At 75.3% G+C, this 14,700-nt stretch carries 15 protein-coding genes and 1 tRNA gene; 11 read left to right on the forward strand and 5 right to left on the reverse strand.

The genetic code is table 11. From position 1 onward, the window contains the following. Positions 1–69: 69 nt before the first annotated feature. Positions 70–678: a TetR/AcrR family transcriptional regulator gene (locus KSE_RS04235; protein WP_014134035.1), complete on the reverse strand. Its 609-nt coding sequence runs from the start codon at positions 676–678 to the stop codon at positions 70–72. 91 nt (positions 679–769) lie between these two features. Between KSE_RS04235 and KSE_RS04240 the strand changes: the two genes are divergently transcribed. Beyond that, positions 770–2,011, forward strand: a complete 1,242-nt coding sequence (locus KSE_RS04240; RefSeq protein ID WP_014134036.1) for an NADH:flavin oxidoreductase/NADH oxidase family protein — start codon at positions 770–772, stop codon at positions 2,009–2,011. 152 nt (positions 2,012–2,163) lie between these two features. Next, positions 2,164–2,874, forward strand: coding sequence for a type 1 glutamine amidotransferase domain-containing protein (locus KSE_RS04245; RefSeq protein ID WP_014134037.1), 711 nt, complete (start codon positions 2,164–2,166; stop codon positions 2,872–2,874). Between the two features lie 78 nt (positions 2,875–2,952). On the opposite strand, the gene KSE_RS04250 is transcribed toward KSE_RS04245, so the two are convergent. Continuing rightward, on the reverse strand, positions 2,953–3,687 hold the full coding sequence (locus KSE_RS04250) for a Clp protease N-terminal domain-containing protein (RefSeq protein ID WP_014134038.1): 735 nt from the start codon (positions 3,685–3,687) through the stop codon (positions 2,953–2,955). A gap of 188 nt (positions 3,688–3,875) precedes the next feature. Here KSE_RS04250 and sph point away from each other — a divergent pair, with 188 nt between their 5' ends. Then, positions 3,876–4,853, forward strand: a complete 978-nt coding sequence (gene sph, locus KSE_RS04255) for a sphingomyelin phosphodiesterase (RefSeq protein ID WP_014134039.1) — start codon at positions 3,876–3,878, stop codon at positions 4,851–4,853. A gap of 52 nt (positions 4,854–4,905) precedes the next feature. Here sph and KSE_RS04260 read toward each other — a convergent pair whose 3' ends face one another. Both KSE_RS04260 and KSE_RS04265 read right to left on the reverse strand, forming a co-directional pair. After that, a complete protein-coding gene (locus KSE_RS04260; protein ID WP_014134040.1) occupies positions 4,906–5,319 on the reverse strand; it encodes a VOC family protein in 414 nt (137 codons plus the stop codon). Positions 5,320–5,329: 10 nt separating this feature from the next. Then, positions 5,330–5,779, reverse strand: coding sequence for a helix-turn-helix transcriptional regulator (locus KSE_RS04265; RefSeq protein WP_081539811.1), 450 nt, complete (start codon positions 5,777–5,779; stop codon positions 5,330–5,332). Positions 5,780–5,993: 214 nt separating this feature from the next. On the opposite strand from KSE_RS04265, the gene KSE_RS04270 reads away from it, so the two are divergent. After that, positions 5,994–6,064, forward strand: a tRNA-Cys gene (locus KSE_RS04270). 66 nt (positions 6,065–6,130) lie between these two features. Continuing rightward, complete coding sequence (locus KSE_RS04275) at positions 6,131–7,528, forward strand: NADP-dependent succinic semialdehyde dehydrogenase (protein WP_014134042.1); 1,398 nt, start codon at positions 6,131–6,133, stop codon at positions 7,526–7,528. Positions 7,529–7,719: 191 nt separating this feature from the next. On the opposite strand, the gene KSE_RS04280 is transcribed toward KSE_RS04275, so the two are convergent. After that, a complete protein-coding gene (locus KSE_RS04280; RefSeq protein WP_014134043.1) occupies positions 7,720–7,989 on the reverse strand; it encodes a hypothetical protein in 270 nt (89 codons plus the stop codon). 105 nt (positions 7,990–8,094) lie between these two features. On the opposite strand from KSE_RS04280, the gene KSE_RS04285 reads away from it, so the two are divergent. The 6 genes from KSE_RS04285 (at position 8,095) to KSE_RS04310 (ending at position 14,698) form a co-directional block, all read left to right on the forward strand. Next, the gene (locus tag KSE_RS04285; protein ID WP_014134044.1) at positions 8,095–8,751 is read left to right on the forward strand and encodes a cupin domain-containing protein; all 657 of its coding nucleotides are present in this window, start codon (positions 8,095–8,097) and stop codon (positions 8,749–8,751) included. 136 nt (positions 8,752–8,887) lie between these two features. Beyond that, complete coding sequence (locus tag KSE_RS04290) at positions 8,888–10,081, forward strand: hypothetical protein (RefSeq protein WP_014134045.1); 1,194 nt, start codon at positions 8,888–8,890, stop codon at positions 10,079–10,081. Further along, positions 10,078–10,893 carry a hypothetical protein gene (locus tag KSE_RS04295; RefSeq protein WP_014134046.1) on the forward strand — a complete coding sequence of 272 codons (816 nt, stop codon included), beginning with the start codon at positions 10,078–10,080 and terminating at the stop codon, positions 10,891–10,893. Before KSE_RS04290 ends, KSE_RS04295 begins: the two co-directional genes overlap by 4 nt. Before the next feature lie 19 nt (positions 10,894–10,912). After that, complete coding sequence (locus tag KSE_RS04300; RefSeq protein ID WP_014134047.1) at positions 10,913–11,545, forward strand: hypothetical protein; 633 nt, start codon at positions 10,913–10,915, stop codon at positions 11,543–11,545. Beyond that, complete coding sequence (locus tag KSE_RS04305) at positions 11,538–13,340, forward strand: asparagine synthetase B family protein (RefSeq protein WP_014134048.1); 1,803 nt, start codon at positions 11,538–11,540, stop codon at positions 13,338–13,340. The genes KSE_RS04300 and KSE_RS04305 overlap by 8 nt, the downstream gene beginning before the upstream one ends. A gap of 11 nt (positions 13,341–13,351) precedes the next feature. Further along, positions 13,352–14,698 carry an aldehyde dehydrogenase family protein gene (locus tag KSE_RS04310; RefSeq protein ID WP_081539310.1) on the forward strand — a complete coding sequence of 449 codons (1,347 nt, stop codon included), beginning with the start codon at positions 13,352–13,354 and terminating at the stop codon, positions 14,696–14,698. The last annotated feature ends 2 nt before the right edge of the window (positions 14,699–14,700 follow it).

Genomic DNA, 14,700 nt, shown 5'->3' on the forward strand with positions numbered 1-14,700 from the left:
CCCGGGATCCGTTCGGGATCTTCGTGGGCAGCAGCGAACCGGCCGGGCTGACGCGGCGTCAAAGCCTTTTCACTCCGTGGACGTCCGGGCGGGCGCCGGTCGGGTGCCGGCGCCGAGCAGGGCGCGGACGGCGGTGCGGACGCGGGTGTCGGTGGCGGCGGGGTCGGTGGGGTCGAGTTTGCCGTCGAGGTGGAGGAAGGCGAGGCCGTGGACCAGGCCCCAGACGGCGGTGGCCATCGGGTCGGGGTCGGCGCCGGGGAAGACCTCGCGGACGATCGCGCCGACGTAGTCCCACATCGCGGCGGTGGCGGCGGCGCGCTCGGGGTCGGCGGGGTCGCAGGGTTCGGCGAACATGACCCGGAACAGCGCGGGCCGGTCGACCGCGAAGCGGACGTACGCGGCGGCGACGGCGGCCAGGTCGTCGGGGTCACGGGGGGCCGGGTGGGTGGCGGCGAGTTGGGCGGCGAGGGCCCGGTAGCCCTGGGCGGCGACGGCGGAGAGCAGCGCGTCGCGGTCGGCGAAGTGGCGGTAGGGGGCGGTGGCCGAGACGCCGGCCTCGCGGGCGACGGCACGCAGCGAGAGGGAGCCGCTGCCGTCCCGTTCCAGCAGGTCGTGGGCGGCGCGCAGGCAGGCGGCGCGCAGGTCGCCGTGGTGGTAGGGGCCGGTCTGCTGTGGCATGCGTCACCCATCCTGATATTTGCGGTGCTTACATCACCCACCTAATGTGAGTGGTGTAAACATTCTAGTCGAGGACGAGGAACACCCTTCGATGAGCGACGAACTGTTCGCCCCGCTGCGCCTGGCCTCGGGCGCGACCCTGCCGAACCGGATCGCGAAGGCCGCAATGGAGGAGAACCTGGCCGGCCCCGGGCAGCTCCCCGACCGGCGGCTGTTCGACCTCTACCGGGCCTGGTCGGCGGGCGGCAGCGGGCTGCTGATCACCGGCAACGTGATGGTGCACGCCGAGGCGCTGACCGGCCCCGGCGGCGTGGTGCTGGACGCCGCCGCGCCGCTGGAGCCGTTCGCCGCATGGGCCCGGGCCGCGAAGTCCGGCGGCAGCGCGGCCTGGATGCAGATCAACCACCCGGGCCGGCAGGTCCCGTCCGGGCTCCCGGGCGTGGTGTGGGGCCCCACCGACCGGGGCGTCGACCTCGGGCGGCACAGCGGGCGCTTCGGCCGCCCCACCGCCATGACGCCCGCGCAGATCGCCGCGACCGTCGAGCGCTTCGCCACCACCGCGCGGCGCGCCGCCGAGGCCGGGTTCGACGGGGTGGAGATCCACGCCGCGCACGGCTACCTGCTCTCGCAGTTCCTCTCCCCGCTGGTCAACACCCGCACCGACGCCTGGGGCGGCTCCCCCGCCGGGCGCGCCAGGCTGCTGCTGGACGTGGTGCGCGCCGTCCGGGACGCCGTGCCGGCCGCGTTCGCCGTCGCGGTCAAGCTCAACTCGGCGGACTTCCAGCGCGGCGGCTTCGACACCGACGACGCCCGCGAGGTGATCGCGCTGCTCGCCCCGCTCGGCGTCGACCTGGTCGAGCTCTCCGGCGGCAGCTACGAGAGCCCCGCGATGACCGGCCGCCCGGCCGACGCGCGCACCCGCTCCCGCGAGGCGTACTTCCTCGACCTGGCCGCCGACCTGGTCCGCACCAGCCCGCTGCCGCTGATGCTCACCGGCGGCATCACCCGGCGCCCGAGCGCCGAACAGGTCCTCGCGGACGGCGTCGCCGTGGTCGGCCTGGGCACCGCGCTCGCCGTCACCCCCGACCTGCCGCACCGCTGGGGCGCCGGCGCCGAGGCGGCGGGCGCGCTGCGGCCGGTCACCTGGTCGGACAAGGCGCTGGCGTCCGCCGCGAGCATGGCCCTCGTCCGGCACCAGTTGCGCCGCCTCGCCGACGGCCGCTCCCCCGCGCCCCGCACCCGCCCGGCCGTGGCGCTGCTCGCCGAGCAGGTGCAGCAGCACAGGGCGCTGCGCCGCTACCGCGAGTGGCTCGCCGCCCGGCCCGCCGCCTGAACCCGCACCCGGCCCCGCCCCCGGCCCGGCGTCCCGCGACGCCCGGCGCGCCGTCGGCCGGTTCCGCTCCCGGCGGCCGTAGCTTCGGTGCCGACAGGCTCGTCGGCGCACCCGCCACCGCACCCGCACCCGCATCCCTGGAGTCTCCGGACATGACCGCACCCGGCCGCGCCCTCTTCGTCGTCTCCGCCGCCGACCACTGGACGCTGCGCGACGGCACCCGCCACCCGTCCGGCTTCTGGGGTGAGGAACTCGCCGTTCCGCACCGGGAGTTCGCGGCGGCGGGCTGGCGGATCACACTGGCCACCCCGGGCGGGACGCCGCCCACGCTGGACCGGCTCAGCATGTCGCGCACCGCCGGACTGCCCGGCACGCTGCGCGAGGTCGCGGCCTATCTCGGTTCGATCCGGGACGAGTTGGCCCACCCGGCCGCGCTGGACGGCATCGACCCGGACGACTTCGACACCGTCTTCTACCCCGGTGGCCACGGCCCGATGGAGGACCTCTCGCACGACCCGGTCTCCGGCGCGCTGCTGACCCGCGCGCTGCGCTCCGGCCGTCCGCTCGGACTGCTCTGCCACGCCCCGGCGGCGCTGCTGGCGGCCCGGGACGCGGACGGCTCCTGGCCGTTCGCCGGCTACCGGATGACCGCGCTGTCCAACACCGAGGAGAAGCTGAACAGCTTCGGTCGCAAGGCCGCCTGGCTGCTGGAGGACCGGCTGCGCGCCGAGGGCGCCCACTACGTCAAGGGCCGCCTCCCGCTGCTGCCGTTCACCACCGCCGACCGCAACCTGTACACCGGCCAGAACCCGGCCTCCTCGGGCCGGCTGGCCGCGCACCTGCTCGCCGCGCTCGGGCGATAGGCACGACCGGGAGCGGCAGGGCCGCTCCCGTCCTGGGCGGCCCCGCCGCTCGCGGGGTATCGGGGGGCGGGTGAACGGTCAGCCCTCGGGGGTGAGTTGGGCGAGGGTGGCGAGGAACTCGGTCTCGGCGGCGGTCTTGTCGAGGCCGAGGGAGGTGAGGATGCCGTCGCCGGCTTCGTGCTCGATCAGGGCGAGCAGCAGGTGTTCGGTGCCGACGTAGTTGTGGCCGAGGCGGAGGGCCTCGCGCATGGTGAGCTCCAGGGCCTTCTTGGCGCCGGCGTCGTAGGGGACGAGTTCGGGGGCGTCCTCGACGGCGGGCGGGAGGGCGGCCAGCGCGGCTTCCCGGACGGTGTCGAGCGGGACGCCGCTGGTGACGAGGTAGGCCGTGGCGAGGCCCTCGGGTTCGGCGAGCAGGCCGAGCACCAGGTGCTCGGTGCGGACCTCGTCGTTGCGGGCGTCCTTGGCGGCCTGGTGGGCGGCCATCACCACGTTGCGGGCGCGCGGGGTGAAGCGGTTGAAGCCCTGTGCGGTGTCGATCTCGGTGACCTCGCCCGGGTCCTTGGGGACGAAGCGCTTCTGGGCGGCCTGCCGGGTGACGCCCATGCTGCGGCCGATGTCGGTCCAGGACGCGCCGGAGCGGCGGGCCTGGTCGACGAAGTGGCCGATCAGGTGGTCGGCGACGTCGCCGAGGTGGTCGGCGACCAGCACCGCGTTGGAGAGCTGGTCGAGCGCTTCGGGGTACGAGTTCTTGATGCCCTCGATCAGGTCGTCGAGCCGGATGGAGGGCTTCTTCGCTCCGGTGGTGTCAGCCATGAGGCAACCTTAGGTTGACAGTCGCGCGAGTGTCAACCTTGGGTTGACGCCTCCTTCCGGCCGGTCCCTACTCGCCGGTAGGTGGTGTTTCGGTCGAGTTCACCCACCCGCCGCCCGCTGTCTTGTCCGCGTCACGCGGGCCCGAGTTGACTGCACAACATCGACCGCCCCTCACCCCCGGAGCCTCCGTGTCCGCCCTCCGCGCCGCCCGCACCGCCGCCGTACTCGCCATCGCCGCAAGCCTGTTGACGTCCACTCAGACCCTCGCGCACGCCGAGACCGCGCCGGCCGCCGTCGCCCCGCTGGACGTGCTCAGCTACAACACCTTCCTGATGAGCACCTCGCTGTACCCGAACTGGGGCCAGGCGCAGCGCGCCCAGGCCATCGCGGGCGCGGACTTCTTCCAGGGCCACGACGTGGTCGTCCTGCAGGAGGCGTTCGACAACGCGGCCTCGGACGCGCTGGCGGCGAAAGCGTCCGCCGCGTACCCGTACCGGACGCCGGTGGTGGGCCGCTCGACGTCCGGGTGGGACGCGACGTCCGGCGGCTACAGCGGCGCGACGCCGGAGGACGGCGGGGTGCTGCTGCTCAGCAGGTGGCCGATCCTGCGCAAGGAACAGTACGTGTTCAAGGACGCGTGCGGGTCGGACCGGTGGTCGAACAAGGGGTTCGCCTACGCGGAGATCGACGTGAACGGGCAGCTCACCCACGTGGTCGGCACGCACCTGCAGTCCACCGACCCGGGCTGCGCGAGCGGGCAGGCCGCGGACGTCCGGGCGCGGCAGTTGCGGGCGGTGCGGGCGTTCCTGGACGCCAAGCGGATCCCGGCGGGCGAGCCGGTCGTGCTGGCGGGCGACCTGAACATCGACTCGCACGGCGGCGAGTACCCGGCGTTGCTGGCCAACGGCGGCCTGGCCCCGGCGACCGCCCGCACCGGCTGGGCGAACTCCTTCGACCCGGCCGACAACTCGATCGCGGCCTACCGGTACCCGGGCGAGCCGAAGGAGGACCTGGACTACGTGCTGTACCGGGCCGACCACGCCCGCCCGCAGCAGTACGCCAACACGGTGCACCGGTTCCACAGCGCGCCCTGGACGGTGAGCAGTTGGGGCACCTCGTACACGTACACCGACCTGTCCGACCACTATCCGCTGCTGGCGGGCTGAGGCCCGGGCGCGCCGGCCCGCGCCTGGCGTGCCAGGCGCGCCCGGTGCGGGGCTACTGGCGGGGCTGGGCGAAGCGGACCATGTTGCCGGCCGGGTCGCGGAAGGCGCAGTCGCGGACGCCGTAGGGCTGGTCCATCGGCTCCTGGAGCACGTCGGCCCCGGTGGCGCGGATCCGCTCGAAGGTGGCGTCGCAGTCGGGGGTGCGGAAGTTGACGGCGCGCAGCAGGCCCTTGGCGAGCAGTTCGGCGGCGGCCTGGCGGTCGGCGGCGGTGGCGCCGGGGTCGGCGACCGGGGGTTCGAGCACGACCTCGACGTCCGGCTGGGCGGCGGAGCCGAGGGTGACCCAGCGCATCCCCTCGAAGCCGACGTCGTTGCGCACCTCCAGGCCGAGGGCGTCCCGGTAGAAGCCGAGGGCGGCGTCGTGGTCGTCGACGGCGATGAAGCACTGCGAGAGCTTGATGTCCATGCCCCCGACGCTACTGATCCGCGCCGCCGGACGCTTCTCCGCTCCTGATCCGCTGCCCGGTCTCCCCGGCGGACGGCGCCCGCTCGGGCGCCTGCTGCGGCCGGCCGGTGTCGGTGCCCCGGATGGGGCGGGTCAGGTACATCGCGACGCAGGCGGTGATGTGTTCGGCGGCGCTGTGGTCGCGGGCCCGGTAGGCGCTGGGGCTCTCGCCGACGAGTTCGGTGAACCGGGTGCTGAACGAGCCCAGCGAGGTACAGCCGACGGCCATGCAGACGTCGGTGACGGACAGGTCGCCGCGGCGCAGCAGCGCCTTGGCGCGTTCGATCCGGCGGGTCATCAGGTAGCTGTACGGGGTTTCGCCGTACGCGGCGCGGAAGCTGCGCTGGAAGTGGCCGACGGACATCAGGGCGACCTTGGCGAGGGCGGCGACGTCCAGGGGTTCGGCGTAGTCGCGGTCCATGGTGTCGCGGGCCCTGCGGAGGCGCTTGAGGTCGTCGATCTGCACGGACCCCAGGGTAGTCGGCTGGTCCGACCATCATCAGAAGATGATTCGATGATCTCCGGCCCGTTTGTCACACTTCTTCCCTTCCATGGCATTTGGGTGAGTTCGGGGTGGGTTGGATGCCCGCTCGCGCGCGGCCCGCTGCTAGCTTTTGAGTCACGCGAGGGAGCCTGGTGGAGTGGCCGAGAGGCGAGGCAGCGGCTTGCAGGGCCGCGTACATAGGTTCGATTCCTGTCTCCACCTCCTCGCTCCCCTCGATGTCCGCCCCCGCCCGGTTGGCCGGGCGGCAGTCGAGGAGGGAGTGGCCCGATGGCCATCGCCACCGTCAATCCGGCCGACGGCCGTACCGTCGAGGTCTTCGATCCGCTGGACGAAGCGGCCGTGGAGCGCCGGTTGGCCCGCGCGCAGTCCGCGTTCGAGTCCTGGCGGCTGACCACCTTCGCGCACCGCGCCGAGCTGATGCACCGGGCCGCGGAACTGCTGGAGCAGGCGAACGAGCAGGTCGCCCGGACGATGACGCTGGAGATGGGCAAGCCGCTGACGCAGGCCCGGGCCGAGGCCGCGAAGTGCGCGAAGGCGATGCGCTGGTACGCGGACCGGGCCGAGGACCTGCTGGCCGACGAGCACCCGGCGGCGGCGGACGTCGCGGACTCGGGCGGTGCGTCGGCGTACGTGCGGTACCGGCCGCTGGGGCCGGTGCTGGCGGTGATGCCGTGGAACTTCCCGTTCTGGCAGGTGGTGCGGTTCGCCGCGCCGGCCCTGATGGCGGGCAACGTGGGCCTGCTCAAGCACGCCTCGAACGTGCCGCGGACGGCGCTCGCGCTGGAGGAGCTGTTCGCCCGCGCCGGGTTCCCGCTGGGGTGCTTCCAGACGCTGCTGATCGGCTCGGGCGCGGTGGAGGCGGTGATCCGGGACGAGCGGATCGCGGCGGTGACGCTGACCGGCAGCGAGGGCGCGGGCCGGTCGGTGGCGGCGATCGCCGGCGACGAGGTGAAGAAGACCGTGCTGGAACTGGGCGGCAGCGACCCGTTCCTGGTGCTGCCCTCGGCGGACGTCGCGGCGGCGGCCGAGCGGGCGGTGACGGCCCGGGTGCAGAACAACGGGCAGTCCTGCATCGCCGCGAAGCGCTTCATCGTGCACACGGACGTGTACGAGGAGTTCCTGGCCGCGTTCACGGCGCGGATGCGGGCGCTGACGGTCGGCGACCCGGCGGCGGACGGCACCGAGGTCGGCCCGCTGGCCACCGAGCAGGGCCGCACCGACCTGGAGGTGCTGGTCGCGGACGCGATCGGGCACGGCGCGGCGGTCGCCTGCGGCGGCGGCCGGCCGGACGACCCGGCGCTGGCGGCCGGCTGGTACTACCTGCCGACGGTGCTGACCGGGGTGACCCCCCGGATGCGGATCCACCGCGAGGAGGCGTTCGGCCCGGTCGCCACCGTGTACCGGGTCGCCGACCTGGACGAGGCCGTCGCCGTCGCCAACGACTCGCCGTTCGGCCTGAGCTCGAACGTCTGGACCACGGACGACGCGGAGCGCGAGCGGTGCGTGCGCGACCTGCGGGCGGGCGGCGTGTTCTTCAACGGCATGACCGCCTCGCACCCGGCGTTCCCGTTCGGCGGGATCAAGCGCTCCGGCTACGGACGGGAGTTGTCCGGTCACGGGATCCGCGAGTTCTGCAACATCACCACGGTGTGGTCGGGCAACTGAGCCGTTCCGCACGCGGAACGACGGGGGGACGGCCATAGGGCGGGCACGGGCACCGAGACACGGCCAGCGAGACGCGGGCACCGAAGCACGGCCAGCGAGAAGGGACGCCGGGGCCGGTACGGAGAAGCACCCTCCGTGCCGGCCCCGGCGGTCCGTGGCAGCGGCCGGGCGCGTCGGACCGGCCGGGCGCGTCAGGCCGGGCGGGCGTGGCGCGGGTGGGCGCGTTCGTGGCGGCCGGCGAACTGGGCCGCGAACGCGATCACGGTGACGCCCCACACCACCGAGCAGACGACCATCAGCCAGGCCAGGTCGGTCTGCGGGGCGACCAGGGCGAGGCCCAGCGACAGCGCGAGCAGGAAGACCAGCGAGGAGTTGTGCTTGGCGGTCAGCCAGGCGACGAATCGACGGAACGGGCCGGATCTCGGCGTTCCGGTCGTTGTTCCGACAGCGGTCGCGGACATCGCTCTCACCTCCGCAGAGTTCAACGTCCGTTCGAGTATCCCGCTGGTCAGCGCCCCCGGCAGCCCGGGTAGCATCACGGCGGGCACCGACTACGGGGGGCGTTGATGACGGTACGCGGCGGGCTGCGCGCGCTGGAGCGGCTGGCGTCCCGGCTGCCGGACGGCGCCGAGCTGTACCGGCTGCGCCCGGACGGGCGGGTGCTGCGCGCGGACCGGACCGGGGCGCGGGAGCTCGGCCCGCAGGACCCGGAGAGCGGGCTGCTGCGCTTCATCGACGACCGGCAGTGGGCGCACTACTTCATCGGGGACGCCGCGACCTCCCCCGAGCGCCCGTCGAACGCGACGTACAAGCTGGGCCTGGTCGCCCCGCACAGCGCGTTCACCCCGCACGCGCACGGCGGCGAGCACCTGGTGCTGGCGCTCGGCCCGGCCTCCTGCGGCCTGTACGACACCCGGCGGCGGCAGGTGGTGGAGGTGCGGCTGGCGCCGGGCACGCTGATCCGGATACCCGAGCTGATGCCGCACTCGTTCGGCAACCGGAGCGGCGAGCGGCTGGCGATCCTGGCCGCGAACACCGGCTACGGCATCGACCACGAGGACTACGCGATCACCGCCGAGGCCGCCGACCGGCGCGGCGAGGCCGAACTGGCCGCCGCCCTGCGGGAGGTGACGGCTGCCCAGCGGCCGGGTACGGTCACCCTCCGGGAGCGGCTGGCACTGCGGCTGCGCCGGGCCGCCGCCGCGCTGGAGGAGGGCCGGTGACGGCAGCGGCCGTCCGGGCGCGACCCGCCGCCCGCGGGCGGCGTCCGTGGGAGCGTCGTCCGACGGGGTGCCCGCCGGGGTGCCCGCCGGCGGCCGCCCCCGTCGTGGGCCGCGCGTCGACCTGGGAGGACGCCCGATGATCTGTCCGCACTGCCGCAACAACCGCCGACAGCGGGAGCGCACCAACCACATCTGCTCGCACTGCCGGAAGGTGTTCGCGCTCGACCCGAAGACCGATCCCGGGCGTCTGCACGACATCAAGTTCCGCGAGCTGGTGGCGCGTTCCGCGCCGGCCGGGCTGCGGATCACCGTCGAGCAGCTGTTCTGGGCCAACGCCCGCCGCCTGCACCGCTTCCCGACCGGCCGGGAGCGGCGCGGCAGCGTGACCGCCGGGACCGTGCTGGCGGTGATCACGGTCGTGCTCGCCGCGCCGGCCGTCGGCGTCGGCGGCCTCGCCCTGCCGCTCCTCGGCCTGCCCGCGCTGCTGTTCGGCCTCCTGTCCGGCCGGCAGTTCCGGGGCGCGGGCCGTGAGCGCCCGCCGGAGCCGTTCCGGTACTGGCTGGCCCTGGACACCTTCGAGGAGCGGGTGGTCGGCCGCTGGCGGCAGGTGTACGGGTCGCTGCCGGACGGGCTGGTGGAGGCGCCGTCCGCCGCCCACTTCGTCCGGCCGGCCGATCCGCGGGCCGTGGTGCTGTGCGAACTGCCGTCCGTGACGGCGTTCCTGCGGATCAACGAGTTCGCCGCCCGGCACCGGGTGCTGGTGGCGCGGACGGTCTCGGAGGTGCCGGCCGAACTGCCCGTGATCGTGGTGCGCGACCTCTCGCTGGCCGCCCTGGCCCGGACGACGGAGCTGCGCGCGCGGTTCGCGGGCCGCCGGGTGGTGGACTGCGGGCTGCTGCCGCGCCACGTCCAGGTGCCCGCGCGGATCGTCCGGCTGCGCGCGCACGACGCGCGGACGCAGCGGGCACCAGCCGTGCTGGCCGACTCCCCCGGGTGGCGGCGGCTGCCCGCGCAGGAGCGGGAGTGGCTGCTCGACGGCTGGTCCTCGCCGCTGGTCTCGCTGCCGCCGGTCAAGCTGATGTCCCTGCTGGACAAGGCGGTCGAGCGCGCCGTCACCGCCCCGCCGGTCCGGCCCGCCCCGCCGGCGGCGCCCGCCCACGCGCCGGAGAGCGCCGCCGAGACCCGGCGGCGGGCCGAGCGGATCGGCTTCCTGACCTGGCCGCAGGCCGTCCCCGCGCCCCGGTCCGGCTCCGGCGCACCCGCGCCCGCGCCCGCGCCCGCGTCGAAGCTGCTGAAGTCGGAGCCGGACCCGAAGGAGGGCGGCCGATGATCCCGCTGCCGGAGCGGCTGCTCGACCGCGCCCTGCGGCGGGCCGCCGAGCGCTGCGCCCGGCCCGGGCAACTCGCCTTCACCGGACGGCAGTTGTACTACGAGACGGACCGGACGCTGTTCCCGCTGCACCACGGGCCGCACCGGCTGCGGTACACCACCCGGCCGCTGCTGGACGCCGGACGGTTCGCGGCCGCGCTCGCCCGGCACCCCGAACTGGACGTCCTACCCGACGAGTTGCCGCCGTCCCCGCACCGCCCGGGGCCGGAGGGCGACCTGTACGACTACGCCTTCCCCCGGCTGCTGGTCTGCCAGGACCCGGCGATCGCCGGCATGCTGCGCGCCAACCGGCTGCACCTGGAGGGCGCCTGCCCGATCCTCACGCCCGAGCGGCTGCCGCTGGACGGGCGGCTGCTGGCCGCGATGGAGCGGGCCGAGGGGGCGGTGGTGCACGTCCTGCACGACGCCTCGCCCGCCGGCCTCGCGCTCTTCCTGCGGGTCCGCGAGCACGCCGGGCCGCGGCTGCGGGTGCGCACGGCGGGGCTGCTGCCACGGCACGCCGCCGCCCTGCACCTGGCCGCGCTCGGCGGTCAACCCCGTTGCCGGGCCGAGGAGTTGCCCGCCGAGCTGCCCGCCGCCGAGCGGGCCTGGCTGGCGGGCGGCCGGGTCGCCGAGCTGGCCGCCGTCCGGCCGGCCCGGCTGCTGCGGACCGTCCTGCGCACCGTCCGCGGCGGCGGCTTCGCCCCGCCCGCCCGTCCGGCCGCGCCCACCCGGGCCCGCGACACCGGTTTCCTGACCTGGCCGACGCCCTGACCCCCCGAGGACGAGGACGATGACCCAGCCACCCGAAATCACCTACAGCGACGAGCTGTTGGCCGACGGAACGGTGCACCGCCGGTACTCCGACGGCCGCAGCGAATGGCGCAGCCGCGGCGGCGACGGCCGGATCCACTGGCGCGACGACCGGGGCGACGCGGGCACCGACGAGCGGCTGGGCCGCGACCTGGTCAAGCGCGTCCACGCGAACGGCGGGATCGGCTACGGCCGCGACATCGGCTACGGGCGCACGGTCTGGGGCCAGGGCCAGTACGTGCTGGTCAACCGCAGCTCGTTCCCGGGCCGGCTCGGCGTGGTGCTCGGCGCGCTCGGCCTGGGCGCGGGCATCGCCGCCGCCCACTACGCGCCGGACTTCCTCTCCGCCGACGACGAGGAGGAGCTGCGCCGCCGGGAGGCCGAGCGGGCCCGCTCCGGCGGCGACGGCGGGGGCGACGGCGGCGGTGACGGCGGGTTCGACGACGGCTTCGACGGCGGGGGCTTCGGCGACGACGACCGGCACCGGCCCGACGGCGGCGGTGGCAGCGGCGGCCCGGACGGTTTCGACTCGGACGGTTTCGGGAGTTCCGGAGACGGCGCGGACGGCGTCGACCCGGTGGACGACGGTTGGGACGGGGACGACTTTGGCTGAGCCGCGCCGGGAGACGACGCTCCGGGCCGACCCGCGCCGGCCGGACCGGCACCGCTCGGCCCGCTACACGGTCAGCTCGCTGCCGACCGCCGGCCGCCCCGAACCCGGCCTGGTGGCCGGTCCGTTCGAGGCGGCCGGGCGGCGGGTGTCGGCGGCGCTGCTGACCGGCGTGCCGGGCTTCGCGGACGGCCCGTTCACGGTGGACGGGCGCACCGCGGTCGGCGAGGTGGTGCTGCACGACCGGGCGCCGCTGCTGACCGCACTGGCGGCAGTCGGCCGCCCGGCCGAACCCTCCTGCCCGGACGGCGAGTTGCTGCTGCGCTGCTGGCTGGCGCTGGGCGCGGCCGGGCTGCGGATCGCGGACGGCATGTTCACCCTGGCGGTGCTGGACGGCCCGGACCTGGTGCTGCTGCGCGACCACGCGGGCACCCGGACCGCGTTCCACTGCCGGACGGCGGACGGCGGCTGGGCGGCCTCCAGCTCGCTCCGGGCGCTGCGCGAACGGCCGGACGTGGAAACCGGGTTGGACATGTCGGCAGTCCGCTCCTTCCTGACCTACGCCTACCTGCCGGGCGAGGAGACGCTGCTGCGCGGCGTCTGCGAGCTGCTGCCGGGCCGGATCACCCGGCTGCGGCCGGACGGGCGGGTGGACGTCGAGGTGTTCTGGGAGCCGGAATCCGGTTCGGCGGAGCCGGAGTCGACGGTCCGTCACCACGCGGACGGCCTGCGGGAGTTGCTGGAGCGGGCGGTGCGGATCCGGCTGCCCGAGGGCGGGCAGGACGTGGCGGTGCTGCTCTCCGGCGGGGTGGACAGCTCGTTGGTGACGGCGCTGGCGGCGCGGCTGCACGAACGGGCGGTGCGCACGTACTCGATCAGCTTCGGCGCCGAACTGCCCAACGAGCTGGGCTACTCGGGCCTGGTCGCGGCGCACTGCGGGACGGCGCACCGGGTGCTGACGGTGCCCGGGGAGCAGGTCGCGGCGCGGCTGGCGGACACCGTGGCGCTGCTGGACAGCCCGGTGGGCGACCCGCTGACGGTGCCGAACCTGATGCTGGCGGAGGCGGTGGCGGGCGACGGGATCGCGGTGTCGCTGAACGGCGAGGGCGGCGACCCGGTGTTCGGCGGGCCGAAGAACCTGCCGATGCTGGTGTTCGAGCTGATGCGGGAGGACGGTTCGGCGCGGGCCCGGGCGGACGCCTACCTGCACACGTACCGCAAGTGCTGGGAGGACCTGCCGGTGCTGCTCACCGGCGAGGCGCTGGCCGCGCTGGAGTCGGCCCCGCACCCGCGCCGGCACGTCGAGCCGTACCTGTCGGACGCCCGGATGCCGTCCCTGCTCGACCAGTTGCTGCACTGCAACCTGCGGACCAAGGGCGCGCACCACATCCTCACCAAGGTGGAGCGGCTGACCGCCTCGCAGGGCGTGCAGGGGCGCTCGCCGCTGTTCGACCGGGCGGTGGTGGAGCACGCGTTCGCCACCCCGCCGGCGCTCAAGCTGCGCGGCACCGAGGAGAAGTGGATCCTCAAGGAGGCGGTGCGCGACCTGCTGCCGGACACCGTCACCTACCGGCCCAAGAGCGGTATGCGGGTGCCGGTGCAGCAGTGGCTGCGCGGCCCGCTGAGCGAGCTGGCGGCGGACCTGCTGCTCGGCCCGACCGCCCGCGCCCGGGGCCTGTTCCGGCCGGACACGGTGGAGACCTGGATGCGCGGCGGCGGGCTGCTGCTGCCCCGGCAGGGCGGCAAGCTGTGGCTGCTACTCACCCTCGAACTGTGGCTGCGCGCCTACGACTTGTGAGCCCAATCGGTATGAGCAGTGACGGAGAACCGCTGATGGAACTGATCGACCCCCGTACCGGCGCCGTGCGCGGCACCCGGCTCCCCGCCCGGGAGGCCGAGGTGGCGGGCGCGGTGGCCGCGGCCCGTTCCGCGCGGGCGGGTTGGGCGGCGCTCACGCCGCGCGAGCGGCAGCGGCGGCTGGGCGCGCTGGCGGAGCTGGTCGAGCGGCACGCGGACGACTACGTGGCGGCCGAGTGCGCGGGGACCGGCAAGCCGGCGGCGGAGGCGGCCGGCGAGGTCGCCGAGGTGGCCGACCTGTTCCGGTTCTACGGGGGCGCGGCGCGGGCCGCGACCGCGCCGGCCGCCGGCGACTACCTGGCCGGGCACCAGAGTTGGGTGCGCTGGGAGCCGGTGGGCGTGGTGGCGGCCGTGGTGCCGTGGAACTACCCGCTGCTGATGGCCGGCTGGCGCTGCGCGCCGGCCCTGGCGGCGGGCAACCCGGTGCTGCTGAAGCCCGCCGAGACCACCCCCGACAGCGCGCTGCTGCTCGCCGCGCACGCCGAACAGGCGCTCGGAGCGGGCGTGTTGACGGTGCTGCCGGGCGACCGGGAGACCGGCCGGCTGCTGGTCGGCGCGGGCTGCGACCTGATCGCCTTCACCGGCAGCCCGGCGGGCGGCGCGGACGTCGCGGCCCGGGCCGGACTGACCCCGGTCAGCCTCGAACTGGGCGGCAACAGCCCGGTGCTGGTGCTGCCGGACGCGCCCGCCGACACCTGGGAGCAGCTCGCCGCCGCGTGCACCTACAACGCCGGGCAGAGCTGCGCGGCCCCGGCCCGGGTGATCGTGCTGGACGAGGCGTACGAGGCGGCGGTGGCCGCGCTGGCCGCGGCGATGGCCGGGCGGCGGGCCGGGCGGGACTTCGGTCCGCTCAACAACCCGGACCAGGCGGCCCGTTACGACCGGATCGTGGCCTCGTCCGGCGCGAAGGCGGTGCACACCGCGCCCGGGCGGAGCGACGGCCTGTGGCGGCCGGCCACGGTGCTGGCCGAACTCCCGGACGGTGACCCGGCGGTGGTCGAGGAGGTGTTCGGCCCGCTGCTGACCGTCCAGCGCGCCGCGACGCTCGACGCGGCCGTCGCGCTGGCCGAGTCCGTCCCGCAGGCGCTGGCCGCCTCGGTCTGGACCCGCGACCTGCCGACCGGGCTGGCCCTGACCGACCGGCTCTCGGCCGGCGAGGTCTGGCTGAACTGCCACCTCGCGCAGTCCGCCGAACTCCCGCACAGCGGCCGCCGCTCCTCCGGCGCGGGCACCGACCTGTCGGTGCTGGCACTGCGCGAGTACCAGCGACCCAAGACGGTGACCGCCCGACTGCTCTGACC

Origin of the sequence: Kitasatospora setae KM-6054, from assembly GCF_000269985.1 — a bacterium.
Taxonomy (GTDB): Bacteria; Actinomycetota; Actinomycetes; order Streptomycetales; family Streptomycetaceae; genus Kitasatospora; species Kitasatospora setae.

Coding starts and splice junctions, on each gene's coding strand:
- KSE_RS04275 (WP_014134042.1), top strand. CDS start 6,131: ATGGCCATCGCCACCGTCAATCCGGCCGACGGCCGTACCGTCGAGGTC.
- KSE_RS04250 (WP_014134038.1), bottom strand. CDS start 3,687: ATGGCTGACACCACCGGAGCGAAGAAGCCCTCCATCCGGCTCGACGAC.
- KSE_RS04280 (WP_014134043.1), bottom strand. CDS start 7,989: ATGTCCGCGACCGCTGTCGGAACAACGACCGGAACGCCGAGATCCGGC.
- KSE_RS04240 (WP_014134036.1), top strand. CDS start 770: ATGAGCGACGAACTGTTCGCCCCGCTGCGCCTGGCCTCGGGCGCGACC.
- KSE_RS04290 (WP_014134045.1), top strand. CDS start 8,888: ATGATCTGTCCGCACTGCCGCAACAACCGCCGACAGCGGGAGCGCACC.
- KSE_RS04300 (WP_014134047.1), top strand. CDS start 10,913: ATGACCCAGCCACCCGAAATCACCTACAGCGACGAGCTGTTGGCCGAC.
- KSE_RS04265 (WP_081539811.1), bottom strand. CDS start 5,779: ATGGACCGCGACTACGCCGAACCCCTGGACGTCGCCGCCCTCGCCAAG.
- KSE_RS04245 (WP_014134037.1), top strand. CDS start 2,164: ATGACCGCACCCGGCCGCGCCCTCTTCGTCGTCTCCGCCGCCGACCAC.
- KSE_RS04235 (WP_014134035.1), bottom strand. CDS start 678: ATGCCACAGCAGACCGGCCCCTACCACCACGGCGACCTGCGCGCCGCC.
- KSE_RS04260 (WP_014134040.1), bottom strand. CDS start 5,319: ATGGACATCAAGCTCTCGCAGTGCTTCATCGCCGTCGACGACCACGAC.
- KSE_RS04310 (WP_081539310.1), top strand. CDS start 13,352: ATGAGCAGTGACGGAGAACCGCTGATGGAACTGATCGACCCCCGTACC.
- KSE_RS04295 (WP_014134046.1), top strand. CDS start 10,078: ATGATCCCGCTGCCGGAGCGGCTGCTCGACCGCGCCCTGCGGCGGGCC.
- KSE_RS04285 (WP_014134044.1), top strand. CDS start 8,095: ATGACGGTACGCGGCGGGCTGCGCGCGCTGGAGCGGCTGGCGTCCCGG.